Source organism: Comamonas sp. 7D-2 (assembly GCF_022749555.1).
Classification (GTDB): Bacteria; Pseudomonadota; Gammaproteobacteria; order Burkholderiales; family Burkholderiaceae_C; genus Comamonas; species Comamonas thiooxydans.
In genome coordinates this window covers 1,624,360-1,649,540 of record NZ_CP094238.1, presented here as the reverse complement: position 1 = coordinate 1,649,540, position 25,181 = coordinate 1,624,360, and the positions used below count along the sequence as shown (strand labels likewise).

Genomic DNA, 25,181 nt, shown 5'->3' with positions numbered 1-25,181 from the left:
TGTCAAGGCTCGGTCTTACACCCCACTGACTGAAATTGACAAGCGGCTTTTGCGTGCCGTCAAGTCTGTCATTCGCTCCCATTTTTGCAGCAGAAAGTGCCTGCTTGGTGTTGATTTGCTTGCACTTTTTTCAAAACACCCTGGAACAAACCCTTAGAATCGCGCACCTGCTGCTGCAGAGGCCAGGGCCCACATTACGGCCTGCTCTCGAAGGCGCAGGCAGTCCGGGACGCGGCCCCAGCAAAACCAGTCTTACAAGGTGGCGGCATCCCGTTGCCCACCCATCGCATCCAGTCCGCCCCGAGCACACATCATGAGCCGCACCCCTTCCGACGAAGCAGGCAACTCCACCCACCACACGCCGCATGGCGGCTTCCAGCCCTCTGGCGCATTGCGCCCACTGCCCTCGCTGATCTTTGCCAGCCGCTGGCTGCAGTTGCCGCTGTACCTGGGTCTGATTGCCGCCCAAGGTGTCTATGTCTGGCATTTTCTGCTGGAGCTCTGGCATCTGGTGGAGGCGGTCTTCGGCAATCAGGAAGCCCTGCATGCCCTGATCACCAATATTGGCTACAAAAGCGATGTCCAGATCACCCATCTGAACGAAACCATCATCATGCTGGTGGTACTGGCCTTGATCGATGTGGTCATGATCTCCAACCTGCTGATCATGGTCATCGTGGGTGGCTACGAAACCTTTGTCAGCCGCATGGGCCTGGAATCCCACCCCGACCAGCCCGAGTGGCTGAGCCATGTGAATGCCTCGGTACTCAAGGTCAAGCTGGCGCTGTCCATCATCGGCATCAGCTCCATCCACCTGCTCAAGAGCTTTATCAACGCCGGCAGCTATGAAGTGCAGGTGCTGATGTGGCAGACCATCATCCACGTGGTCTTCCTGCTCAGCGCCCTGGCCATTGCGCTGACCGACAAACTCACCCAAAGCGCTCATCATTGAGACAGCACGTCCTCCCCAAAAAGCCCCGCATGGTTGACCATGAAGGGGCTTTTTTCATGCCCGTGGCAGCGGCAAAACGCGTCAAAAGCTGACAACCGGCAAAAAAAAGCCCTCGATAAGCTGCCACGCCTTATCTATCAAGCACTTGCACCTCCTGTTTTTGCGTATGCAAATGTTTCAATGGCGCGATTTCCGGCGAATGCAGGCGGCAAAGCTTACAGTTTGATTTGACGCATAAAACCCAATTCGATATATTAAAAAGTCATTTACAACCTGCCGTGCAGGTCGTCACCGCATTATTGAGATGCGGTTGACTCACTTCCCGGCGGATCGTTGTGTCAATTCATGAGCGCTTGCCGCTCTTTGGCGCAGCCCCGTCAACCGGGCCGAAACACGGCCCTGATGTAGGGGGCTCTCCCCGGCCGATATTGCCGGGGTTGGCCTGACAAGAAGCCGTGCAGACGCGTGCCAGTCGGTACCCGCTCTGCCAGCCAGCTGCTTCTTCCAATTTGCCAGCTCTTGCGCACACCTGGCTGTGCCATCCGGGCTGAAAACTCGGCGCCATCGCTGCGCCATCTGCATTGCGCAGCCCTGTCCACAAGGCCGGGCTGAGCTGCGGCATCAGGGCTTTTATTTTGGCTTGTGCGCCAGCGCCCACCGACATTGCCGGCTGTGGGCGCTGGACTGTGTTCCATCTCATCAAAAAGGAGAACGCCACAGTGGCCAAGCAAATCGCTATCGATCATGTCTTCAAGGTCTTCGGCAACGATCCGAAAACCGCGCTCAACCTGGTGAAACAGGGCCGAAGCAAGCAGGAGATCCTCGCCCAGACCGGGCAATCCATCGGCGTGTTCGACGCCGACTTCACCATCGAGGCCGGTGAAATCTTTGTGGTCATGGGCCTGTCGGGCTCGGGCAAGTCCACCCTGGTGCGCATGCTCAATCGCCTGATCGAACCCACCAGCGGCCGCATCCTGGTCGACGGCCAGGACATCAATACGCTCAATGACAAGGAACTGCGCGCACTGCGCCGCAAGGACATCTCCATGGTGTTCCAGTCCTTTGCCCTCATGCCCCACCTCACGGTGCTGGACAACACGGCCTTTGGTCTGGAGCTGGCCGGCGTGGACCGCGCCACACGCCAACAGCAGGCGCAGGATGCCCTGGAGCAGGTAGGCCTAGGTGCCTGGGGCGCCTGCTATCCAGACGAGCTCTCCGGCGGCATGCAGCAGCGCGTGGGCCTGGCCCGCGCGCTGGCCTCCGACCCGTCCATTTTGCTGATGGACGAGGCCTTCTCGGCGCTGGACCCCATCATCCGCACCGAGATGCAGTCCGAACTGTTGCGTCTGCAGGAAATCAAGCGCCGCACCATCGTCTTCATCTCTCACGATCTGGACGAAGCCATGCGCATTGGCGACCGCATCGCCATCATGAAGGACGGCATGGTCCAGCAGGTCGGCACGCCCGACGAGATTCTGCGCAATCCGGCCAACGACTATGTGCGCACCTTCATTCAGGGTGTGGATGCGGCAGCCGTGTTCAAGGCCTCCGACATCGCTCGCCAGGCGCTGACCGTGATTTCAGAGCACAGCGACCGCGGTTGCCGCGCCGCGCTTCGCCTGCTTGAGGACTCCGACCGCGATTACGCCTATGTGCTCAATGCACGCAAACGCTTTCTGGGCGTGGTCTCGTCGCAGTCGCTGCGCGATGCGCTGCACGGCCACGAGGGAATGCTGGGCCTCAAGCACGCCTTTATCTCCGATGTGAAGCCCATCGCCAGCAGCACGCCGGTAGCCGAACTGTTCGGCACCGTGGCCACTCCGGCCTACCCGCTGCCTGTGGTGGATGAAGAGGGCAAATACCTGGGCGTTATCAGCCGCACCACCATGCTCAAGTTCCTGGATCGTGCCACCCCGCCGGTGCCGCCACCTCAGAAGGAAATTCCGCCCATCAAGCTGGATCAGCACTTCCAGCCCAAGCCCAACACGCAAGCTGCCCAGCACGCAGCGCATTAAAAGAAGGGAGCCGATTTGAACGATAACGCACTGAACAACCCCAACACAGAAACCACCAGCACGGCTTTTGACGACCCGTGGGCCGCAGCCTCTGCGCCAGCCACCGAGCCGGCCAGCGCCAATGTCACTAGCTCGGCGGCAGATGCCGATCCCTGGGCTGCCTCCTATGCCGATGCGGATGCCGGCTCAAGCACCGATGCCTGGAGCAGCGGCGATGCTGCCAGCCAGGCCAGCAGCACCGACTGGCTCAGCGCTCCCTCGCCCACCGATGTGCCCGAGCATGACGGCGGCATAGGCCAGCTCTGGCACCAGATCACCACCGAAGGCCTGCCCGTGCAGGACTCGATCAACAACGGCCTCACCTGGGTGGTTGATCATTTCCGTCCCTTCTTCCAGGCTGTTCGCACCCCCATCGACGCCACGCTCAACGGCGTGACCGATGTGCTGCAGACCATCCCCATGCCCGCGCTGGTGCTGCTGATTGCCCTGCTGGCCTGGCAGTTTGCAGGCCGCAAGCTGGCCATTGGCTCGGCAGTTTCGCTGCTGATTGTGGCCCTGCTGGGTATCTGGTCCGAAGCCATGGTCACGCTGGCCCTGGTGCTGACCTCGCTGTTCTTCTGCATCGTGATCGGCCTGCCCGTCGGCATCTTGCTGGCCAGCAGCGACCGAGCCCAGCGCTGGACGCGCCCGCTGCTGGACGCCATGCAGACCACACCGGCCTTCGTCTATCTGGTGCCGGTGGTCATGCTGTTCGGTATCGGCAATGTGCCCGGCGTGATCGTGACCATCGTGTTTGCGCTGCCGCCGCTGATCCGCCTGACCAATCTGGGCATTCGCCAGGTACGCCCCGACCTGATCGAGGCCAGCCGTGCCTACGGTGCATCGCCGGCCCAGTTGCTGTGGAAAGTCCAGCTGCCGCTGGCCATGCCCTCCATCATGGCCGGTATCAACCAGGCGCTGATGCTGTCCCTGTCCATGGTGGTGATCGCTTCCATGATCGCCGTCGGCGGTCTGGGCCAGATGGTGCTGCGCGGCATTGGCCGTCTGGACATGGGTCTGGCCACCGTCGGCGGCCTGGGCATCGTGCTGCTGGCCATCGTGCTGGACCGCATCACCCAGGCCATGGGCGAGCCCAAGCGCGGCAGTGCCCGCTGGTGGGCCACCGGCCCAGCTGGTCTGGCCGTGCGTCTGCTGAGCAACAAGCGCTCGGCGCCGGCTCCCAAGCCCGGCAGCGAAGCCACCAAGCCAGCAACGATCTGAATCAAGAACAAGGAGAACGCATGAGTACAGCCACCAACACTGCCAGCATCCGCCACGGCCTGAGCCACTGGCTGCTTGCCAGCACAGCCGCAGCCTCCATGGCCCTGTCCATGGTGAGCACCGCTGCTTTCGCTGCCGACGAACTGCCGGGCAAGGGCATCAAGGTCCAGCCGCTCAAGAGCTCGATTGCCGAAGAAGCCTTCCAGACCCAGCTCGTCATGAAGGCCCTGGAAAAGCTGGGCTACGAGGTCCAGCCCATGAAGGAAGTGGAATACCCCACGGCCCATATTGCACTGGCCAACGGCGATGCCACCTTCATGGCCAATCACTGGAACCCGCTGCACGCCGACTACTACAAGAATGCGGGCGGCGACGCCAAGCTCTACCGCAAGGGCGTGTTCTCGGCCAATGCGGCCCAGGGCTATCTGATCGACAAGAAGACGGCCGATGCGTACAAGATCACGAATCTCGGCCAGCTCAAGAGCCCCGAAATTGCCAAGCTCTTCGACACCGACGGTGACGGCAAGGCCGACCTAACGGGCTGCACGCCGGGCTGGGGCTGCGAAGCCATGATCGAGCACCAGCTTGGCGCCTACAAGCTGCGCGACACCGTCACTCACAAGCAAGGCACCTATTCGGCGCTGATGGCCGACACCATCACGCGCTACAAGGCCGGCAAGCCCATCCTCTACTACACCTGGACGCCCTACTGGGTGAGCAATGTGCTCAAGCCCGGCAAGGATGTGGTGTGGCTGGAGGTGCCGTTCTCCGCGCTACCCGGCGAACAGTCCGGCACCGACACCAAGCTGGCCAACGGCAAGAACTACGGCTTTATTGCCAACAACCAGCAAATCGTGGCCAACAAGGCCTGGGCCGAGCAAAACCCTGCGGCAGCCAAGCTGTTTGAAATCATCAAGCTGCCCGTTGGCGACATCAACGCCCAGAACTACATGATGAGCCAGGGCCAGAACAAGGCCTCCGACATCGAGCGTCACACCGACGGCTGGATCAAGGCCCATCAGAAGACTTTCGACGGCTGGATCAGCCAGGCGCTGGCGGCTGCCAAGAAGTCCTGATCACAATCCCCGAATCACGGCGACCGCTTGCGCGGCCGCCGTTTTTTTATCACCGGGCCGCCCCAAGATAAAACGCCCCTCCTGGAGGGGCAGCGAACCACACGCAGTGGGGAGCGTGGGGTGTCATTTTCAATCGGGCCGCAGGCCCACCCAAGCCAAGGAGAGACAAGAACAATGAGCAAGTCTGTGCAGACCCAGACCCCAAACCGACGCACCAGGCGCCAGCTGCTGCTGGGCACGGCCGGCGCCGCAGCGCTGAGTCTGGGCCAGTCACCGAGCTGGGCAGCCGGCCAGAATGTGCCTGGCGATGCGCTTCCGGGCAAAGGCATCACCGTGCTGCCCGTCAAGAGCGCTCTGGCCGAGGAGAACTTCCAGACGCTGCTGGTGATGAAGGCGCTGCAGCAGCTGGGCTATACCGTCAAGCCCTGGGAAGAGCTGGACTACCCGCTGATCCACGTGGCCGTGGCCAATGGCGATGCCAGTTTCATGGCCAACCACTGGAACCCGCACCACGCCGAGTTCTATCAGCAGGCCGGTGGCGACGCCAAGCTCTCGCGCAAGGGCGTGTATGCAGCCGGTGCGGCCCAGGGCTACATGATCGACAAGAAGACGGCCGACGAACACAAGATCACCCATCTCGACCAGCTCAAGGATCCTGGACTGGCGGCCCTGTTCGATATCGACGGCGACGGCAAGGCCAATCTTATCGGCCCCAACGCCGGCTGGGGCGGCGAGGCCGTGGTGGCCCACCAGATCAAGGCTTTCGGTCTGGCAAACACCGTCAGCTACACACAGGGCAACTATCCGGCCCTGATTGCCGACACGCTGGCGCGCTTCAAGGCCGGCAAGCCCGTGCTGTACTACGCGTGGACACCCTACTGGCTCAGCAATGTGCTGCGCCCGGGACAGGAAGTAGTGTGGCTGCAAGTACCGCGCTCCTCCATGCCCGGCGTGCAGGCCGGCACCGACACCCGGCTGCCCAATGGCCGCAACTACGGCTTTCCGCTCAACAACGAGTACATCGTGGCCAACAAGCTCTGGGTCGAACAGAACCCGGCTGCCGGCAAGCTGTTCGAGATCATGCAGATTCCCATCAGCGACATCAGCCGCCAGAACCAGCTGCTGCGCGAAGGGGAAAGCAAGCCCACCGATATCCACCGCCATGTGGACGCCTGGATCAAGGGCCACCAGAAGACTTTTGACGCCTGGATTGTCCAGGCCAAGGCCGCAGCCCTGAAATCCTGATTCGCCAACGGCGCACCGAACCAAGTTCGGGCGCCGTTTCTTGCATCAACCCTCTCGCTTTTTTCATGCCGATTTCGGGGTAGGCACCCAGCATCCAAGGAGTATTCATGCACCGCGACACGCCCGCACATTCCCCTCTCCCAACCCTGCAGCCCCGATGCCGCTATCTGGTTGCCATCGCCTTGCTGAGCTTTGGTGCTGCTGCCGCTCAAGCGCAAACGAGTTCTGGCGATCTGCCCGGCAAAGGCATCTCGGTGCAACCGCTCAAGGGCACGGTGGATGAGGAAATGTTCCAGACCCTGCTGGTTTCGCGTGCTCTGGAGAAGCTGGGCTACCGGGTACAACCCGTCAAGAGTCTGGAAAACGGCACCCAGCATGTGGCCGTGGCCCAGGGCGATGCCACCTTTACCGCCACTCACTGGATGCCGCTGCACCGTGCCTTCTATGAGAACAATGGCGCAGACAAAGCCTTCTATCGCGCAGGCACCTATTCGCGCAATGCGGTCCAAGGCTATCTGATCGACAAGGCCACGGCCGAGAAGTACCACATCACCAGCATCACGCAGCTCAAGGACCCCAAGCTGGCAGCGCTGTTCGACACAGATGGCGACGGCAAGGCCGATCTGACGGGCTGCAACCCGGGCTGGGGCTGCGAGCTGGCCATCAACAAACATCTCAAGGGGCTGGATCTGGAGTCCAGCATCACCCACAGGCAAGGCAATTACCAGGCCTTGATTGCCGACACCATCACCCGCTACAAAAGCGGCAAGCCCATTCTCTACTATGTCTGGACCCCGTTCTGGGTGAACACCGTGCTGCGCCCGGGCAAGGAGGTCAGCTGGCTGGAGGTACCCAATGTCCCCGGTGCCCGGGGGGAAGACCAGACCCAGCTATCCAATGGCAAGAATTATGGCTTCCAGCTCAATCAGCAGTACATCCTGGCCAACAAGGCCTGGGCCGAGAAAAATCCGGCAGCTGCCAAGCTGTTTGCCGTGATGCAGCTGCCTATAGAGGACATCAACGCTCAGAACATGCGCATGCGCCAGGGCGAGAGCAGCTCGGCCGACGTCAGCCGCCATGTGGACGGCTGGATCAAGGCCCATCAGCAGACTTTTGACGGCTGGCTGGAGCAGGCGCGCGCCGCTGCAAAATAAGGATCAAAAACGGCTGCAGCGCTTTATGGCAAAGCGCTGACAGCCATCAAAAGTGGTTTCGGCAGCGGGCCGCAGCCTACCAATTGGCCTTGGCATTGCGGCAGGCCGCCTGACTGGACAGGGCGACAAAGCGCTCCACCCGCAGCGCCAGCATCTTGCGCCCCTGTCGGGCCAGCACCGGATCAGCCACGGCTCGCTCCACCACCCTGCCCTGCACCTCGGCCAGCATGGCGACGGTGGCGCTGCTGCGCGTGTTCAGATAGGCCTGCTCCAGCAGCACGCTGTCTCCCTCGGGCAGCACGCCGATGATCTGGCCGCTTTCACATTCCTGAAACCGGGCCGTCTCGCCGTCCAGGCTGTACAGGCCCTGCCAGCGCCCGCTTTCCTCGCTAGGCTTTAGGCCTGCGGCGGCAGGGCCGGCCTTCTTGACCTCGGTCTGGGCCTGGGCCTGCTTCTTGCCGGTCAGACCGGTCCAGGTCTTGTCCCAGGTCTGGGAAACCTTGTCCGTCATGCCGGACAAGCTCGAACAGGCGGTCAAACCCGTCACCACAATGACACTGGCCGCCAGGCGCCACAGCTTGCTCTGCATGAATACCTCTGATTTTCCAAAAGCAGGCACGTTAACAGACAGCGGCAGCCTTCAATTGCTGCAGATATCTCTATGCAACAAAGTGTTGCATACATAATCAGCGATCTCTTGAACCAATGCAGCCATGAGCCAACCCACCGCCCCCATCGTCCACGGCACCGAAGATGTGCTGATTGCCCTGTGCAACTCCGTCTCGCGCGTGCTGCAGGTGGCCACCCAGTGCCCGATTCAGTACTCGGGCATGGTGCAACGCATCACCAAGACCAGTCTCAAACCCGATATCGGCTGCTTTGTGCTGATCGATGGCGGCTTTTCTGCGCTCATCATCATCAACTTCTCGGCCGATGCGGCCATGGAGCTATACCGCAGCTATCTGCTGTCCATGGGCATGGCCGAGAGCGATCTGGCCAGTTCCTATACCTCGGACGATGTGAGCAACGTCATGGGCGAACTGATGAACCAGGTCGTTGGCGACTTCACCAGCAAGGTACAGCGCGAGCTGCAGACCCATATCGCGCAAAGCCAGCCCAAGATGATCCGCCTGAACAAGCAGGTCAATCTGAGCGTGGATGCCAATCTGGATGCCCCGGAAGCGCGCCGCGTGACCTTCTACACAGGCAACAACAACATCTTCTATCTGGAGATGGCGGTGGATCACATGGAGTTCATCAAGATCAAGGACTTCGAGGCCCAGGAAAAACCGGACCCTGATCTTGTCATGGCCCAGGCCCGTGAAGCCCAATCTGGACAAGCACCTGCCACTATCAATACTGCTGTAGCCTCCAGCGATACAGACGACCTGCTCAAGTCGCTGGGCCTCTAAGGCAAGAGCCCTGCCGTGCCAACGACGGCCCGGGAGCTCGCGTTTGCACGTGATCGGTCTTGCGTCGGCGGCGCTTACCGGCCTTTTTCTGCCGGCAGGCCCGGTCTTACCGCATCTGCCATTGCGAGAATAAAGGCGCGTAGCTTTTGCACATCGTCATCGCTGAGCTTGCCCGCAAAATCGGGCATGCCACGCGAGGTGGCCGGGCCGTTGATGATGAAGCTGCCCAGATTGTCAATCATGGTCACAGGCAGATAGGTCAGGCTGGGCAGGGCTCCGCCCTTGCTGATGCCAGGATAGCCGTGACAGGCAATGCAGTTGCTGTTGTAGAGTGCGGCCCCGGCCGGCACCAGTTGCTGGTCGTACTTGAGCCCACCGATCAGGGCATTCATCTGATAGGCCACCCGTTCCGGCATCGGGGCTTTGCCTCCCAGCACAAAGGTATAGACCGTGCCGGGGCTCTTGAAGTCGGCCACGCGGTCACCGAGGCCAAAAGCACCACCCCAGCCCACGGCAATCGAGACATATTGCCTGCCGTCCAGTTCATAGCTCACCGGTGCCGCAATCACACCGCTGCCCATGGGAGCAGCCCAGAGCTTTTTGCCGCTTCTGGCGTGATAGGCCACCAGCCGCGCATCGGCCGTTCCCTGAAAGACCAGATCACCGGCCGTCGCCAGCGTTCCTCCATTCCAGGGCGAGACATGCTTTTGATGCCAGGCTTCCTTTTGCCGCACCGGGTCCCAGGCGATCAGGCGACCAAAGGGCGGGCTGCTGGGCTCCAGCATCACGCGCCCCGTATTCCAGCCGGTATTGCTCATGAGCTGGCCCGGCGTATTGCTGTTGAAGCCGGTCCAGTTCGGATCGTCGGCCATGGCCGTGGGAATATGCTGGGCCGGAATATAGGCCAGCCCTGTCTGCGGGCTATAGGCCATGGAATGCCAGTTATGCGCCCCCAGGGGGCCGGGAATGATCTCGGCCTTGCCGGCGCCGCGCACGGCCTCCTCCATGATGGGACGGCCGTTGCCGTCATAGCCCCTGGCCCAGTTCACGGGCACAAAGTTCCTGGCGGAGATGAATTTTCCGCTCTGACGGTCGATCACAAAAAAGTAGCCATTCTTGGGCGCATGCAGCAATACCTTGCGCAGCTTGCCGTCAATTCTGATGTCAGCCTGCACGATATCCTGGGCAGAAGTGAAGTCCCAGTTATCGCCCGGCGTTTCCTGGTAGTGCCATTTGTAGGCACCCGTGTCCGGGTCCAGCGCCACGATAGAGCCCAGATAGAGGTTGTCTCCCCCCGCAGGACTGCGCTTGCGGTGCGCCCAGGGTGAACCATTGCCCACGCCGATATACATCTGATCGAGTTCGGGATCGAACACCAGCGAGTTCCAGACCGTTCCGCCACCGCCGCTCTCCCAGTACCTGCCTGCCGGGTCCCAGGTTTTGGCCGCCTCCTCCAGCGCCTTGCTCTCATAAGCCCGAGCCGGATCGCCTGGCACGGTATAAAAGCGCCAAACCTGCTTGCCGGACTCGGCGTCGTAGGCCGTCACATAACCGCGAGCACCATATTCGGCGCCGCCATTGCCGATATAGACCTTGCCCTTGAACACGCGCGGAGCGCCCGTGATGGTGTATGAAAAATTCTTGTTGTCTATGGTGTCCGTGGACCAGACCTGCCGGCCCGTGGCAGCGTCCAGCGCAATCAGCCGCCCGTCGAAAGCACCCACAAACACCTTGCCCTTGTAGACGGCCACACCTCGGTTGACCACATCGCAGCAGCCTTTGTAGGCCATCTCGCGCGGCACCTGTGGGTCGTAGGTCCACACCGCCTTGCCCGTGCGCGCATCCACCGCATGCACCACGCTCCAGGGGGCGGAAACATACATCACGCCATTCACCACGATGGGAGTGGCTTCCACGCCGCGCGACGAATCGAGCTTGTACGACCAGGCCAGGCCCAGTTGGTCCACATTGCCACTGTGGATCTGCTTGAGCGGGCTGAAGCGATTTTCCTGATAGTTCAGCCCATGGCTGGGCCAGTCCTTGCCGGTCCTGGCATTGGCTTCGATATGAGCGTCATCCACATGCTGCCCAGCCAGCGCCGGCATGGACAGCCAGCCCAGCAATCCTGCAACGGCCAGGCTCACCAAACGCCGGTTTGGCCTGTGGTGGGTGCGGATGCACGCAGGGTTTTGCATAGAGTCTGTCTCCTGTGGTGATGGGTCGCTCTGCCGCAGTTCTCCCGCCAGCTTCGGAAAATTCTTGGGCAAACAGGAGCAGCTCGCATCACAGGCAAATCCGCACTCCGTTTGGACGATGCGTCGCACGTCTGACAAGGTGCCATGTCCGACGACAGCAGGTCACAGCATCCTGGCCTAAAACCCTGTTAACAAGATAAATACTGTTTGCGCAATAATTTGAATACCAACTATTTAAATGCATTCGGAATGTCCAACACCGCCTCACTGTCCAGTCGTCAGCGCCAGCTCATGTTCGTCATGGCGCAGGTCAACAAGCAATGGCGCCGCACGCTGGACAAGGTCCTGGCACCCCTGGGTCTGACGCAGGCGCTGTGGCTGCCCCTGGTCCACCTGGAGCGCAGCGCGGGTGCCATGCGGCAAAAGGACCTTGCTCTGGCGCTGGCGCTGGACAGCTCTTCCATCGTGCGCCTGATTGACGGCCTTCAGGCCCAAGGCTGGGTGGAACGCATCGATGATGCCGATCGGCGCGTCAAGCGCATACAGCTCACGACGGCCGGACTATTGCAGGTCGAGACCGTCAAGACCATCGTGGCGGATGTCCGCAGCGAAGTCATGCAGGAGCTGCCCCCCGATCTGCTGGATGCGGCACTGGATGCACTGGAAACCATGCTGGAAAAGATGGCTGCGCTGGAAGCAAGCGCCAGCGAGGGCTCCCAGCCCGAACGCTGAACTAGCGCCACACGCAACAGAACCCTCACGGCCAGTTCCGGATTTCACTTGTATGCAAAGTCCCGTCACCCCTGTACGCAAAGCGCCGCTCTGGCTGCTGGTCATGGTCACCATCGCCGGCACCATGGCCATGCATATGTTCATCCCGGCTCTGCCCGATGCAGCTCGCCACTTCGGCGCCAGCAGCGGACAGATGCAGCAGACCATCACCGTCTACATCCTCGGCCTGGCACTGGGCCAGCTGATCTACGGCCCCATGTCGGATGCACTGGGCCGCCGCCCTCTGTTGCTGGTCGGGCTGTGTCTCTACACCGTCGCCAGCCTTGCGGCCTTTCTGGCCCCCAGCGCGAATATGCTGATTGGCGCGCGCCTGATTCAGGCTCTGGGCGGCTGCGCCGGCCTGGCACTGGGCCGCGCCATTGCCCGCGACACTGCGACACCCGAAACCGCCGTGGGCAGTCTGGCCTTGCTCAATCTCATGATGATGATTGGCCCGGGCATCGCCCCCTCCATAGGCTCAGGGCTGGATGCACTGTTCGGCTGGCGCATCATTTTTGCGGTGCTGGCGCTCATGGGCGCGCTGACGGCCATCGGAGTCTGGCGCCTGCTTCCTGAGACCGGTCACCCCACCGGCAAGCTGAACTGGCGCACCGTGCGCAATGACTATCGAACCTTGCTGGGTTCACCCCAGTTTCTGGGCTTCGCCATAGGCGGCGGTAGCGCCACCACATCCATGTACGCCTTTATTGCTGCAGCGCCGTTCATCTTCATCGAGCAGTTGCACACCAGCAAGGCGCAGCTTGGAATCTACCTCGGGGTGCTGATGGCCGGCATGGCTGCAGGCAATGCGCTGGCACGCCAGCTCATCAAACGCTGGCCGCTGGAGCGGCTGATACTGGGCGGCAATATGCTGAGCCTGGGCTGCGCGGCAGCACTGGTAGTCCTGACGCTGCTGCAGCTGATCAACGTGCCCGCTGTCGTGACATTGATGCTGCTATTTACCTTGGGTTCCGGCATGACCAGCCCCGCCGCACTCTCCAAGGCTCTGGGCGTGCACAGCGATTTGACGGGATCGGCCGCCGGCGTCTACGGCTTTTCCCAGATGGCCGTTGGCGGTCTGTGCACGCTGGGAGCCAGCCTGGGCAGCAGCCCTGCTCTGTCGGCCTTTGCCGTGCTGCTGATTGCCTGCGTCGTGGGTCAGTTGGGCTTTCGCAGCGCGCTCAGGATGAAACCGGCCTCTAGTGCTTGATGGAAAATCGTAAACAGCTATATATTCAGTAGCAAACAGATTCAAGGAGCACCATGTCATCCATTGCCCAAAGCTGGCAGCGCATCAGCGCCTGGTATGCCCAGAACACCCCCAAAGACACTCTGATCTTGGCCGATGGCGCCAGCGAGGCAGAAATTGCCGAGCTGGAAGCCGCCCTGGGTCAGCGCCTGCCGGACGATGTGCGTGAGTCACTGGCCCTGCACAACGGCGCGGCCAATGAGGCCTATCTGCTGTACTTTGGCGAGCTGCTGTCCACACAGCGCATGCTGGAGGTCTGGCAGATGTATGCGGACATGCAAAAGAGCGAAGGCTGGGGGCTTGGCCCGGACTACAACCCTGACTATCTGCAAGGCCCCCTGCGCCCCGTGTACTGGGATGCACTGCGTATTCCCCTGACCGACAACTGCGGCGATGGCGCCATGCTGGACCTTGCGCCAGCGGCTGGTGGCCATGCTGGCCAGATCATCGAGTTTGATCACGAGGCAGGCCCCAAGGGCGTGTTTGCACCCAGCTTCTCGGCCTGGCTGGCGCTGCTGGCCGACGAGCTGGAGCAAGGCAAGCATGTCTATATCGAAGACGCAGGCTGCGTGGCACCGCCGGGCACCTGGTGAAAATCGGCGGTCAAGGCCTGCACGGCAGCGTCCACCCTCCAGGCTGAATAGCAGTCGGGGTTGAGCCCGGCATCTGCACGCGCTGCAGCAGCTCGCGCAGACTGTCCTTGACGCGGGCCAGCCGCAGCAGCATAGCCGCTGAGAATGAGGTCGACGACACAATCGCAAAGCAGCTGGTACCGAGCAGCCCATAGACCAGCAAGCCCGCAAACAGCGCAATCACCCCGGCCTGGGGCGGCGCACCGGCAATGCCAGAATAGGCCACGGCCACGGCCACGGCCACGGCCTCGGGCAGCAGCAGCCCCGCGATAGACAGGCCCGCAATCCAGTCCGCGCCCACAGGCATCCAGCGCGCAGTCATAAAGGCTTGTGCAGATTGCTGGTCACACCTGAACAGCCGGGCAAAAAGAAAAGAGCCCGGCAGGCGGGCTCTTTTCAGGACGGAACCGGCTTACAGATTGCCGACCATCTGCTCGGGCACGACCCACCGATCGAACTGCTCGGCCGTCACATGGCCGCTGGCAATGGCCGCGTCACGCAGGCTGCTACCCTCCTTGTGCGCCTTCTTGGCAATATAGGCTGCCTTGTCGTAACCGATATGCGTGTTGAGCGCTGTCACCAGCATCAGCGAACGGCCTACCAGTTCGTCAATGCGCGCACGGTTTGGCTCTATGCCCACGGCGCAGTGATCGTTGAAACTGACCATGCCGTCGGCCAGCAGGCGCACGCTTTGCAGGAAGTTGTGCGCCACCATGGGGCGGAACACATTGAGCTCGAAGTTGCCCGAGGCTCCGCCGAAATTGATGGCCACATCGTTGCCGAACACCTGGGCGCAAAGCATGGTCACGGCTTCGGACTGCGTGGGATTGACCTTGCCCGGCATGATGGACGAACCTGGCTCGTTCTCCGGGATCGAGATTTCGCCCAGGCCGCTGCGCGGCCCGGATGCCAGCCAGCGCACGTCGTTGGCGATTTTCATCATGCTTGCAGCCAGCGTCTTGAGAGCGCCATGTGCATAAACCAAGCCGTCGCAGCTCGCCAGGGACTCGAACTTGTTGGGCGAGGTGACAAACGGGGAGCCCGTCAGTCTGGCCAGTTCTGCCGCCACGCCTTCGGCGTAGCCTTTGGGGGCATTCAGCCCCGTACCCACGGCCGTCCCCCCCAGTGCCAGCTCATACAGATGCGGCAATGCGGCCCGCACATGGGCTTCGCCATGGGCCAGCTGGGCAACCCAGCCGGATATTTCCTGACCCAGCGTCAGCGGCGTGGCATCCTGCAAATGCGTGCGACCGATCTTGACGATATCGGCAAAGGCTTCGCTCTTGGCCAGCAGCGTGACACGCAGCTTGGCGATGGCGGGCAGCAACTTGTGCTCGATGGCCGTCACCGCAGCCACATGCATGGCCGTGGGATAGACATCGTTGCTGGACTGGCTTTTGTTCACATCGTCATTCGGGTGCACCAGACGGGCTTCACCGCGCTCGCCGCCCATCAGCTCGCTGGCCCGATTGGCCAGCACCTCGTTGACGTTCATATTGGTCTGGGTGCCGGAGCCGGTCTGCCAGACCACCAGGGGGAACTCATCGGGGTGCTTGCCCGCGAGCACCTCATCGGCGGCCGCATTGATGGCTCTGGATTTTTTCTCGTCCAGCAGACCCAGCGCCTGGTTGACGCTGGCGGAGGCCTTTTTGACCTGCGCCAGCGCAGCAATGATTTCACGCGGTTGCTGCTCGCCGCTGATGTCAAAATTCTGCAGCGAGCGCTGCGTCTGCGCGCCCCAGAGCTTGTTGGCGGGTACATCGATCAGGCCAAAAGTGTCTTTTTCCTGGCGGGTGACTGTCATGGAATCGCTCCTTGCAATACAACTCGGCGCAGCTGGCTGAAGAAATCTGGCTGCCGTTGGCCGCAAACGGAAGTCGACCCACCGCCAGGCAGGCCACTTCCACAACCGGTCCATGCTAGCTCAGCCCGGCAGGCGGCAAGCACAATCGAGGCAACACCCCTGCGCCGGCAAGGCCAGAAATACATAGTTACATTAAATCAATGTCGGACAAAGAATCCGACCGGCCTTGCTGGCCCGCCACATCAATGTTCACTGACCTTTCCACCCCCATCGCCACCACCGTCATGACATCAAGCTACAGCACGATGATGGTGTGTGTCTCCATCGTCATCGCGGTATTTGCCTCTTTTGTGACGCTGGGTCTGGCCCGTCGCATGCGCATGGCCTCGGGCAGAATCGGACGCATCTGGTGGGCCATCGGCGCCATGGTGATGGGCACGGGGGTCTGGGCCATGCACTTCATCGGCATGCAGGCGTTTGAGCTGCCCATCACCCTGGGCTACAGCGGTGCTCTGACGCTGGCATCCTGGGTCGCGGCAGTCGCGGCATCGGCATTGGCCTTTGGAGTGGCAACCAGGGCCGAATACCGCTGGCCTCATTTTCTGGGCGCCTCGCTGCTCATGGGCGGCGGCATCTGCGCGATGCACTATCTGGGCATGCTAGCCATCGAGATGTCCATCCCGATTGCCTGGGACTGGCCGCTGGTGGCGGCCTCCGCTCTGATCGCTGTACTGGCCTCGGCCACGGCGCTGACTCTGTTTCGTGCACTTTTTTCGCTCTCCGGCAAGCGGCTGTGGCTGTTCCAGACATTGGCGGCACTGGTCATGGGCTTTGCCATCTGCGGCATGCACTACACCGGGATGTCGGCGGCCAGCTTTGCCAGCGGCTCGGTCTGCCTGAGCGCGGAAGCCCTGAGCGGCCCCGAGCTCACCACCATCATCATCATCACCACGGTCATGCTGCTGATTGCGGCGATGTTCAGCACCTTGCTCGATGCGCGCCTGCAAAGCACAGCCTTCAAGCTCAATCAATCGCTGCAGGAAACCAATGCCAAGCTGCAACTGGCCAATACCGAGCTGCGCCAGCGCGCCTTTGCCGATCCGTTGACCAATCTGCCCAACCGGCTGCTGTTCGAAGACCGCCTCATCCATGCCCTGCTGCGCCTGGAGCGCGCCAACCGCTCACGAATCAAGGAGCGGCTGGGAATCTTGTTTGTAGATCTGGACGGATTCAAGCCCATCAATGACTCCTTCGGTCATGCAGCAGGCGACCAGATCCTCATCAGCGCGGCCGAGCGCCTCATGGCGGAAGCCCGCAGCAGCGATACCGTGGCCCGCGTGGGCGGGGATGAGTTCCTGGTGCTGCTGGAGGACACCCAGGACGTGGCCGCCTGCATGGCGGTGGCCAATCGCATTCTCAAGGCGCTTAGTCAGCCCTTTCGCCTAGGCAACAAGGAGCTGCAGATCACCTGCTCCATCGGCATCGTGGCCTTTCCCGACCATGGTGACCGCGACCACCTGATCGCCAATGCCGACGCCGCCATGTACGCAGCCAAACGCAATGGCGGCAACGGTTTTGCAGTGTTCGAGCCGCATATGGGCAGCGATGCCTCCGAGCAGCTGGAGCTGCAAAACGACCTGCGCCATGCCATTCAGCGCGGTCAGATGGAGTTGCATTACCAGCCCAAGATCGACAGCGAGCGCGGCAACATCATCGGGGTCGAGGCGCTGCTGCGCTGGGCTCACCCCGAACGCGGCATGATTGCCCCAGACATCTTCATTCCCCTGGCCGAGCGCTTCGGCATCATCAACAGCCTGGGCAACTGGGTGATCGAAGAAGCCTGCCGCCAGCTGGCCCTGTGGCGCGATATGGGACTGCAGATGCGGGTGGCGATCAATCTTTCCGTGCACCAGCTGCGCGAAAGCGGCCTGGCAGATCGCATCACCCAGACGCTGCTGCGCCACGACGTACAGGCCAGCCAGCTGCTCTGCGAGATCACCGAATCCGTGGCCATGGAAGACACCCAGGCCACGCAGCGCGCAATCGAGGAATTGCGCGACATCGGCATCTTTCTCTCTATCGACGACTTTGGCACCGGCTACTCCAGCCTCAACTACCTGCGTCAGTTGCCCGCGCAGCAGCTGAAGATCGACCGCAGCTTCATCCGCGACCTGGAAACCGAGGAAGATGCCCGCGCCGTGGTCCATGCCGTCGTGCGCCTGGCCCATGCCCTGGGCCTGCGCGTGGTGGCCGAGGGGGTGGAAACTGCGGGTCAGCGGGACATCCTGATCGACATGCAATGCGATGAGCTTCAGGGCTACTTCTACGCGCGCCCCATGTCGGCGGACAGCCTGCTGGCCTGGGCAAGAGGCGATCGCCGAGGTGGTCAGGCCGATTTCTCGGCCTCCATCCTCGGCGCACTGACCGGCTGAACGCCACACAGCACCCACCAGTCATATATAAGACTGGTGGGTTATGGCTGCAAGAATTGTCGTCTGGACCGATAATCGATGGGTTTACCGTGCGCGCCCCACGCGTACAGATTGCAACCCCCGAGAAGCTTCACGATGACCACCTCCATCCGCCAGCAGGACCTGATCGATTCGATCGCAGGTGCCCTCCAGTACATCAGTTACTACCACACGCCGGATTTCATCCAGCATCTGGCCCGCGCCTATGAACGCGAGCAAAGCCCTGCGGCCAAGGATGCGATGGCACAGATCCTGACCAACTCCAAGATGGCGGCCACCGGCCAGCGCCCCATCTGCCAGGACACCGGCATCGTCAACGTGTTCCTGAAAGTGGGCATGGACGTCAAGTGGGAAGGCTTCACCATGGGGCTGGAAGACGCCATCAATGAAGGCGTACGCCGTGGCTACAACCACCCCGACAACACGCTGCGCGCCTCCGTCGTGGCCGACCCCCAGTTCAAGCGCAAGAACACCAAGGACAACACCCCCGCCGTGATCAATGTGCAGATCGTGCCCGGCGACAAGGTGGACGTGACCGTGGCCGCCAAGGGTGGCGGCTCCGAGAACAAGTCCAAGATGATCATGATGAACCCCAGCGACAACATCGTGGACTGGGTTCTGAAGACCGTCCCCACCATGGGCGCAGGCTGGTGCCCGCCCGGCATGCTGGGCATTGGCATCGGCGGCACGGCTGAAAAGGCCGTCCTGCTGGCCAAGGAAAGCCTGATGGAAGACCTCAACATGTACGAGCTGCAGCAAAAAGCTGCCAGCGGTGCAGAGCTCGACGACGTGGAAAAGCTGCGCCTGGAACTGTTCGAAAAGATCAACGCCCTGGGCATCGGCGCCCAAGGCCTGGGCGGCCTGACCACGGTGCTGGACGTCAAGATCAACATGTACCCCACGCACGCGGCCTCCAAGCCCGTGGCCATGATTCCCAACTGCGCCGCCACGCGCCACGCCCACTTCGTGATGGATGGATCAGGCCCCGTGCACCTGGATGCCCCCTCGCTGGACACCTGGCCCAAGATCGACTGGCACCCCGACTACAACAAGTCCAAGAAGGTCGATTTGAACAATCTGACCAAGGAAGAAGTGGCCAGCTGGAAACCCGGCGACACACTGCTGCTCAACGGCAAGATGCTGACCGGCCGCGACGCTGCCCACAAGCGCATCCAGGACATGCTGGCCAAGGGCGAGAAACTGCCTGTGGACTTCACCAACCGCGTGATCTACTACGTAGGCCCCGTGGACCCCGTGCGCGACGAAGTGGTCGGCCCTGCAGGCCCCACCACGGCCACCCGCATGGACAAGTTCACCGACATGATGCTGTCGCAGACCGGTCTGATCTCGATGATCGGCAAGTCCGAGCGCGGCCCCGTCGCCATCGAGGCCATCAAGAAGCACAAGAGTGCCTATCTGATGGCCGTGGGCGGCGCCGCCTACCTGGTCTCCAAGGCCATCAAGCAAGCCAAGGTCGTTGGCTTCGAAGACCTGGGCATGGAAGCCATCTATGAATTCGACGTGGTAGACATGCCTGTCACCGTGGCCGTGGATGCCGGCGGCACCAGCGCCCACATCACCGGCCCCGCGATCTGGAAGGAAAAGATCGCGACCGGGGAATTCAAGGGCATTGAAGTGGCCGGTGTGTAATCACCCAGCAGGCCCCGCCATAAAGAACCGCCTTCGGGCGGTTTTTTCGTCCCGAAGCTTAAAGAAAGCAGTTGAAATAGGCTGATGGGCCGAATTGGCCTTTTCCCGAGATTTTTCGAAACCCCAATCCAACGCATGCATATCCGAGCAGAACTCCCCACCGATGCCAAGGCCATCGAGCAAGTGACGATCCAGGCCTTCAAGGACGCACCGCATACCGATCACACCGAGCAATTCATCGTGCGTGAGTTGCGCGCAGCCGGGGCGCTTGCCCTGTCCCTGGTCGCAGAGATTGACGAGCAAATCGTCGGGCATGTCGCCATCTCTCCCGTCACCATCAGCGACGGCAGCCAGCACTGGTTCGGCCTGGGCCCCATCTCCGTCATTCCCCAAAGACAGCGACAGGGTATTGGCAGTGCACTCATGCAGGCAGCCATCAGCGCTCTGCAAGCGCAGTCTGCGCGGGGATGCGTGCTGCTTGGCGATCCGGACTACTACCGACGCTTTGGTTTCCGGACGGTGCCGGGCCTGGTGCTGCCCGGAGTGCCTGCCGAGTACTTTCAAGCCCTGTCTTTCGAAGGCCTACCACCGCAAGGCGAAGTGAGTTATCACAGGGCATTCAACGCCCGGGACTGAGCCTGCCGGTTTTGACGGTCTGTCGGCTCGGCGGCGAGGCGGCATCTACACTCGGCCATCGGCGCAGCACCGATGACAAAGCCGATGTGCTGGCTAAGCCGACATGGGGCACACCGCCGCCATCAGCAAGCAAAGCTTTCGGGGTTCACGGCAACGCGATGCCTAGTCTTCATCGAAATCAGGGCTTCTTGGTAAATACGAGACACAGATACCAAGCATGCTAATTAAGATATGCGACAGAGTGGGTATTTGTCTGACGCCGTCCAGAATGATTTGCATCGCAAGCACAAGGAGTTCAGCATGAGCCATGTCGCAGCAAAGATGGTGACCGGTGCGCTGGTGGCGCTCTCGGGCTTTGCTTCCGCACAGACTCAGCAGCCATCGGCTGCGCCCAAACCGCTGCCCTCCCCTGCGACTCAGGTATTGGTCCCCCAGGGAGTCTATGCGCAGATCGACACCAGACTGGGGCAGGAGGCGCTTCGCTTGCTGTCGCAGGGTACGCCTCAGCAGCAGCAAGCCGTGCTCGAGCGCATACGCGCCGCGCCCGAGCGCTTTCAACCGCCCGTGTTCTATGTGCTGTCGCAAACACTGTTCAAGGCAGGTCTGCGGGACGAGGCTGCCTTCTGGTTCTACGCTGGCCAGCTGCGTGCCCGCTTCGACGCCAATCGCTGCGCCGACGTCACTGCCAGACAAGCGGTCGATGTGATGAATCAGAGCTATGGAGCCCCCATCAACCGCCATCTGTTTCAGGATCTGGACAAGGCTCAGGAGTTGATCGCCAAGGTTGTGGACTGGGATCGCCGCACACCCCACGCCTACGACCCGCACTGGATCAATCTGCACGGGATGCAGGCGGTGCAGGCCTCCCGGGACCCGCAACTGGCCGCCAGGCTGACGATGGAATCGCTGAGCCTGCCAGCCGCGCAGTGGCCTAGCCTGGCCGAGCAGACGCGCACCAAGTATCTACAGGGCTATCAGGAAGCCATCAGCCAGCTCAAAGCCGAATCAAAATCCAAGTGAACGATCGCTTCCGGCCCGCCGAAATCAAAGTCAAAGGTTCTATATCCCTTATGTAGAAATCGCTTGCGGCTACTCTTTTTGAATAATCTTCCGGCAAAACTCCACGCAATCTTGATGGCAGCCCCTATTGGCGCATGCCCTGTTTGCTCTACGATGACTCAGACCTCTGCACCCTGGGCCACTGCAATGCCACTCAAAAGGAGTCCTCATGCACAAGATTTTTGCGCTGTTGACGACCACCGCCCTCGTCGCCTTGCTGACCGCCTGCCTGGTACCTGAGCGCTTCTCCGCCAGCGTGGAAGTGCAGGCCGATGGCAGCTACAGCTACCGCTTTGACGGCACGGTGGTGAATGCCCTGGCCGTGATGAAGCTTAGAAAACAAGGTGTGCTGAGCGAGAAAGATCACCAGGAGCTGGCGGCGCAAGCGCAGCAACTGAGCCGCGAACCCGAGGTCAGGAAAGCCGTCTACAAAGGCAATGCTCGCTATGCGCTGGAAATTGCCGGCCAGCGAAAGCCCGGTGAAGGCCTGCAACTGCTGGACATGTTCACCGTGCAGACCGACAGAAACGGCGTGATGACGATTGCCGCCAAACCGCTCAAGGACAAGGAAAAGAGAGACTTCGCGCAACTGGGCATCACCATGAACGGCAGCCTGAAGGTCAGCCTGCCCGGCAATGCCGAGGTACTCTCGCAAAACGCCAGCTCCACGCCCACGCTGGGCCTGGGCGCGTACAGCTGGAAAATCGGCAGCCTGAACGTACGACCCGAGATCAGGCTGCGCTTAAAACCGTGAAGGCTGTCGCAGTGCTCGGACTTGGCATTTCGGGAGAAGATGCCTGCACGATTTCCCGTGTCTGCCCGCCAAGACCCTTATGACCCCAAACCTTCCATCGACAGCCCTGCAACTGCCTTTTTCCCAGGCCTGCGAAAACAATCAGGCCGCTATTCTCGAAGTGCTGAAGTCCGCTTTTCAGCACAGCCGGCATGTGCTGGAAATAGGCTCCGGCACCGGGCAGCACAGCGTGTACTTCGCACCGCGCCTGCCGCAGCTGGTCTGGCAGACCAGCGACCTGGCCGACAGTCATGCAGGCATCCAGGCCTGGCACGCCGCCCATGGAGCACCCAATCTGCGTGCTCCGCTAGAGTTCGACCTGGCAGCCGATGCCTGGCCCGCAACCACGGATCCATCAGGCTTTGATGCCGTCTTTACCAGCAACACCTGCCATATCGTGGCCTGGCCGCTGGTGCAGCGCATGTTTGATCTGGTGGGCTCGCACTTGCTCGAAGGAGGCGTGTTTGCCATCTATGGCCCGTTCAACTACGGCGGCCACTTCACCAGCGACAGCAACCGCGCCTTCGACGCCTGGCTGCGCCAGCGTGATGCGCGCAGCGGCCTGCGCGATTTTGAAGCCATCGTGGCCCTGGCCGGTCAGCACGGCCTGCAACTTGAACTCGATCAGGCCATGCCGGCCAATAACCGCACGCTGGTCTTTCGCAAACGCTGAACTCTTACACCATGGCCGCCATCTTTGCCTACCAATGCAGCAAATGCGATCAGATTCACGAAGGATCGCCAAGCTTTGCTTTCGATGCCCCTGCACCCTACCGACGCCTGAGCGAGCAAGAACGCGAGGAATGGGCCGAGCTGAGCGACGAGCTCTGCGTCATCGCCCACCCCGAAGGCACGCAATACTATGTGCGCGCCATTCTGGAAGTGCCGATCCATGGCCTGGACGAGCCCTTTCTCTGGGGCATCTGGGTGTCGGCCAGCGAAGCCAGTTTTCAGCGCTATCTGGACTCCTTCGACAAACCTCCCGAAGACCCGATTTTCTTTGGCTGGCTGTCCAATCTGATTGCCGTCTACCCCACGCAAAAATCACGCCCGGCCGATGTGCATATCCAGGCCGACGGCACACGCCCGCGCGTGGTGCTGCACCGCTGCGATGAGGAAAGCGATGCGCTGGTCGTCGATCAGCATGAAGGCATTTCGATCGCGCGTGCCCAGCAACTGGCCGAGCAATCGCTGCATGGCATTTAAGCCAAACATGGCCCAAGCGCTGGCTCATCAAGAGCTATCTTCATGCATTGATGGGCAACAAAAAACCGCCAGAGGAAAATCTTCTGGCGGTTTCTGGCCGTTTGGTGATCAGGCGTGACTGCTTATCCGTTGCTCCAGCCAGTCTGGTAGAACTGCTGGATGAAAGACCAGGCCTCGGCCGGATCGTCAGTGTAGCGGAACAGGTTCAGATCCTTGGCGGAAATGGTGCCCTCTTCCACCAGCACGTCGAAGTTCAGCACCCGCTTCCAGAACTCCGTGCCGAACAGGATCACGGGCACGGGCTTGCTCTTGTGGGTCTGCACCAGCGTCAGCACTTCAAACAGCTCGTCCATGGTGCCGAAGCCGCCAGGAAAGGCCACCAGCGCCTTGGCGCGCATCATGAAATGCATTTTGCGCAGTGCAAAGTAGTGGAACTTGAAACTCAGCCCCGGCGTGATGTAGGGGTTGCCATGCTGTTCATGCGGCAGATAGATGTTCAGCCCCACATTGGGAGCACCCGCATCATGCGCGCCGCGGTTGGCCGCCTCCATGATGCCGGGGCCACCGCCCGTGCAGATGTAAAAGCGCTCGCTGGGCGCCTGCTTCATGCCTTCGGTCGCCACGATGCGCGCAAAGGCGCGTGCCGCCTCATAGCGCTCGGCATTGCGCATGCCGCGTTCGGCCAGCGCCATGCGCTGGGTATCGCCGCTGGCCTTGGCTTGCGCAAGCTGCTCGCGCGCCTGCTCCATATCCACAAAGCGTGCGCTGCCGTAGACAACCACCGTGTGCTCGATGCCGCGCTCGATCTGGGTCAGATCTGGCTTGAGCATTTCCAGCTGCATGCGGATGCCACGGGTTTCGCGGCGGAACATGAACTCCGGATCGGCGAATGCAAGGCGGTTGGATTGAGGTTCCAGCTCTTTGCCGTTATGGGCCTGGTTGTGCAGCTCGGCCCAGGCATTGGCCAGATCGGTATCGGACAGGGGTGAAGAAATTTGCATGGACCCTCGGTTCTTAGAATGCTGAGCAGCACGGACTACAGCCATCCCTAAAGATTTCGTAGCGCTGACCGCCCATCCGTCAAGTACTTCAAGCTCAAATGCACCTGTAGTGCAGATGATGCTTGCACTATACGCTCACAAAGCTATAGCCCTGGAGAGTATTTCGCCTCTAAACGCTGAAGCAGTTTGCCGCAATAGTGGCAAATGGTCTGCCAGCTTAACGGCTGAACCCGATGCTCCAGCTGAGCATACCCATGTAGGTCATGAACAGAGAGCCGACCAGATGCACACAGGCCCAGCCCAGGGCTGCGGCCAGGCGCTGCTGCTGCAGCAGGCCGATGACCTCGGCCGAGTAGCTGGAAAACGTGGTCAGAGCACCGAGAAAGCCGGTGATGATGGCCAGTTTCCAGGCCGGGTCCAGCTGGGGCATGGCCTGAAACAGCGCGATGAAGACGCCGATCAGATAGCCGCCGATCAGATTGGCGGCAAGAGTGCCCCAGGGCATGCTGGCTCCGGCACTCAGCCACAGTCCCAGCCCCCAGCGCGACAGGGCGCCAAGACAGGCACCGATGCAGATGGCGAAAATATTGAGCATGGCCG

24 protein-coding genes and 1 pseudogene are annotated in these 25,181 nt (G+C 61.3%); 19 read left to right on the top strand and 6 right to left on the bottom strand.

Features of this window, described 5'->3' with window-relative positions:
• Positions 1–313 precede the first annotated feature (313 nt).
• The 7 genes from MPZ60_RS07455 (at position 314) to proX (MPZ60_RS07425) (ending at position 7,702) form a co-directional block, all read left to right on the top strand.
• Positions 314–952, top strand: coding sequence for a YqhA family protein (locus MPZ60_RS07455; protein ID WP_012837574.1), 639 nt, complete (start codon positions 314–316; stop codon positions 950–952).
• A gap of 39 nt (positions 953–991) precedes the next feature.
• Positions 992–1,183 (top strand): hypothetical protein, encoded by a 192-nt coding sequence (locus tag MPZ60_RS07450; protein ID WP_131324765.1) that lies wholly within the window; start codon positions 992–994, stop codon positions 1,181–1,183.
• Positions 1,184–1,671: 488 nt separating this feature from the next.
• A complete protein-coding gene (gene proV, locus MPZ60_RS07445) occupies positions 1,672–2,967 on the top strand; it encodes a glycine betaine/L-proline ABC transporter ATP-binding protein ProV (RefSeq protein ID WP_149353971.1) in 1,296 nt (431 codons plus the stop codon).
• Positions 2,968–2,982: 15 nt separating this feature from the next.
• Positions 2,983–4,227, top strand: coding sequence for a glycine betaine/L-proline ABC transporter permease ProW (proW, locus tag MPZ60_RS07440; RefSeq protein WP_080746223.1), 1,245 nt, complete (start codon positions 2,983–2,985; stop codon positions 4,225–4,227).
• A 20-nt stretch (positions 4,228–4,247) separates the two neighbouring features.
• Positions 4,248–5,303, top strand: a complete 1,056-nt coding sequence (gene proX, locus MPZ60_RS07435; protein WP_034360482.1) for a glycine betaine/L-proline ABC transporter substrate-binding protein ProX — start codon at positions 4,248–4,250, stop codon at positions 5,301–5,303.
• Between the two features lie 174 nt (positions 5,304–5,477).
• Positions 5,478–6,548 (top strand): glycine betaine/L-proline ABC transporter substrate-binding protein ProX, encoded by a 1,071-nt coding sequence (gene proX / locus MPZ60_RS07430; protein WP_034360481.1) that lies wholly within the window; start codon positions 5,478–5,480, stop codon positions 6,546–6,548.
• A 107-nt stretch (positions 6,549–6,655) separates the two neighbouring features.
• The gene (gene proX, locus MPZ60_RS07425) at positions 6,656–7,702 is read left to right on the top strand and encodes a glycine betaine/L-proline ABC transporter substrate-binding protein ProX (protein WP_034360478.1); all 1,047 of its coding nucleotides are present in this window, start codon (positions 6,656–6,658) and stop codon (positions 7,700–7,702) included.
• Positions 7,703–7,778: 76 nt separating this feature from the next.
• Here the strand turns inward: proX (MPZ60_RS07425) and MPZ60_RS07420 are convergent, their stop codons facing one another.
• Complete coding sequence (locus MPZ60_RS07420; protein WP_034360474.1) at positions 7,779–8,291, bottom strand: hypothetical protein; 513 nt, start codon at positions 8,289–8,291, stop codon at positions 7,779–7,781.
• Between the two features lie 124 nt (positions 8,292–8,415).
• Between MPZ60_RS07420 and MPZ60_RS07415 the strand changes: the two genes are divergently transcribed.
• The gene (locus MPZ60_RS07415) at positions 8,416–9,114 is read left to right on the top strand and encodes a DUF3334 family protein (RefSeq protein ID WP_034360471.1); all 699 of its coding nucleotides are present in this window, start codon (positions 8,416–8,418) and stop codon (positions 9,112–9,114) included.
• Between the two features lie 74 nt (positions 9,115–9,188).
• Here MPZ60_RS07415 and MPZ60_RS07410 read toward each other — a convergent pair whose 3' ends face one another.
• Complete coding sequence (locus tag MPZ60_RS07410) at positions 9,189–11,309, bottom strand: PQQ-dependent dehydrogenase, methanol/ethanol family (RefSeq protein ID WP_370688518.1); 2,121 nt, start codon at positions 11,307–11,309, stop codon at positions 9,189–9,191.
• Positions 11,310–11,558: 249 nt separating this feature from the next.
• On the opposite strand from MPZ60_RS07410, the gene MPZ60_RS07405 reads away from it, so the two are divergent.
• Genes MPZ60_RS07405 through MPZ60_RS07395 form a run of 3 tightly spaced genes read left to right on the top strand, consistent with a single transcriptional unit; the run spans position 11,559 to position 13,922 of the window.
• Positions 11,559–12,041 (top strand): MarR family winged helix-turn-helix transcriptional regulator, encoded by a 483-nt coding sequence (locus tag MPZ60_RS07405; RefSeq protein ID WP_034360468.1) that lies wholly within the window; start codon positions 11,559–11,561, stop codon positions 12,039–12,041.
• A gap of 52 nt (positions 12,042–12,093) precedes the next feature.
• Positions 12,094–13,290: a multidrug effflux MFS transporter gene (locus MPZ60_RS07400; RefSeq protein WP_034360465.1), complete on the top strand. Its 1,197-nt coding sequence runs from the start codon at positions 12,094–12,096 to the stop codon at positions 13,288–13,290.
• Between the two features lie 53 nt (positions 13,291–13,343).
• Positions 13,344–13,922: an SMI1/KNR4 family protein gene (locus MPZ60_RS07395; RefSeq protein ID WP_034360462.1), complete on the top strand. Its 579-nt coding sequence runs from the start codon at positions 13,344–13,346 to the stop codon at positions 13,920–13,922.
• Positions 13,923–14,046: 124 nt separating this feature from the next.
• Here the strand turns inward: MPZ60_RS07395 and MPZ60_RS07390 are convergent.
• A pseudogene (locus MPZ60_RS07390) lies at positions 14,047–14,283 on the bottom strand (SulP family inorganic anion transporter); the annotation flags it as partial.
• A gap of 90 nt (positions 14,284–14,373) precedes the next feature.
• On the bottom strand, positions 14,374–15,765 hold the full coding sequence (gene fumC / locus MPZ60_RS07385) for a class II fumarate hydratase (RefSeq protein WP_034360456.1): 1,392 nt from the start codon (positions 15,763–15,765) through the stop codon (positions 14,374–14,376).
• A 245-nt stretch (positions 15,766–16,010) separates the two neighbouring features.
• Between fumC and MPZ60_RS07380 the strand changes: the two genes are divergently transcribed.
• The 8 genes from MPZ60_RS07380 to MPZ60_RS25140 all read left to right on the top strand — a co-directional run bounded on the left by MPZ60_RS07380 (position 16,011) and on the right by MPZ60_RS25140 (position 23,698).
• A complete protein-coding gene (locus MPZ60_RS07380) occupies positions 16,011–18,197 on the top strand; it encodes a bifunctional diguanylate cyclase/phosphodiesterase (protein WP_242607120.1) in 2,187 nt (728 codons plus the stop codon).
• Positions 18,198–18,332: 135 nt separating this feature from the next.
• Positions 18,333–19,886, top strand: coding sequence for a fumarate hydratase (locus MPZ60_RS07375; protein ID WP_003061052.1), 1,554 nt, complete (start codon positions 18,333–18,335; stop codon positions 19,884–19,886).
• 135 nt (positions 19,887–20,021) lie between these two features.
• Positions 20,022–20,522 (top strand): GNAT family N-acetyltransferase, encoded by a 501-nt coding sequence (locus MPZ60_RS07370; RefSeq protein WP_034360451.1) that lies wholly within the window; start codon positions 20,022–20,024, stop codon positions 20,520–20,522.
• A gap of 300 nt (positions 20,523–20,822) precedes the next feature.
• A complete protein-coding gene (locus MPZ60_RS07365) occupies positions 20,823–21,542 on the top strand; it encodes a hypothetical protein (RefSeq protein WP_034360541.1) in 720 nt (239 codons plus the stop codon).
• Between the two features lie 208 nt (positions 21,543–21,750).
• Positions 21,751–22,335: a hypothetical protein gene (locus tag MPZ60_RS07360; protein ID WP_034360448.1), complete on the top strand. Its 585-nt coding sequence runs from the start codon at positions 21,751–21,753 to the stop codon at positions 22,333–22,335.
• Positions 22,336–22,414: 79 nt separating this feature from the next.
• Complete coding sequence (locus MPZ60_RS07355; protein WP_034360444.1) at positions 22,415–23,047, top strand: DUF938 domain-containing protein; 633 nt, start codon at positions 22,415–22,417, stop codon at positions 23,045–23,047.
• 11 nt (positions 23,048–23,058) lie between these two features.
• Positions 23,059–23,580, top strand: coding sequence for a DUF2199 domain-containing protein (locus tag MPZ60_RS07350; protein ID WP_012837554.1), 522 nt, complete (start codon positions 23,059–23,061; stop codon positions 23,578–23,580).
• Complete coding sequence (locus tag MPZ60_RS25140; protein ID WP_255777528.1) at positions 23,570–23,698, top strand: hypothetical protein; 129 nt, start codon at positions 23,570–23,572, stop codon at positions 23,696–23,698. Before MPZ60_RS07350 ends, MPZ60_RS25140 begins: the two co-directional genes overlap by 11 nt.
• A gap of 4 nt (positions 23,699–23,702) precedes the next feature.
• Here MPZ60_RS25140 and MPZ60_RS07345 read toward each other — a convergent pair whose 3' ends face one another.
• Together MPZ60_RS07345 and crcB are read right to left on the bottom strand one after the other, a co-directional pair.
• Positions 23,703–24,581: a TIGR00730 family Rossman fold protein gene (locus tag MPZ60_RS07345; RefSeq protein ID WP_034360441.1), complete on the bottom strand. Its 879-nt coding sequence runs from the start codon at positions 24,579–24,581 to the stop codon at positions 23,703–23,705.
• Positions 24,582–24,798: 217 nt separating this feature from the next.
• On the bottom strand, positions 24,799–25,176 hold the full coding sequence (gene crcB / locus MPZ60_RS07340) for a fluoride efflux transporter CrcB (protein ID WP_034360438.1): 378 nt from the start codon (positions 25,174–25,176) through the stop codon (positions 24,799–24,801).
• Positions 25,177–25,181 lie beyond the last annotated feature (5 nt).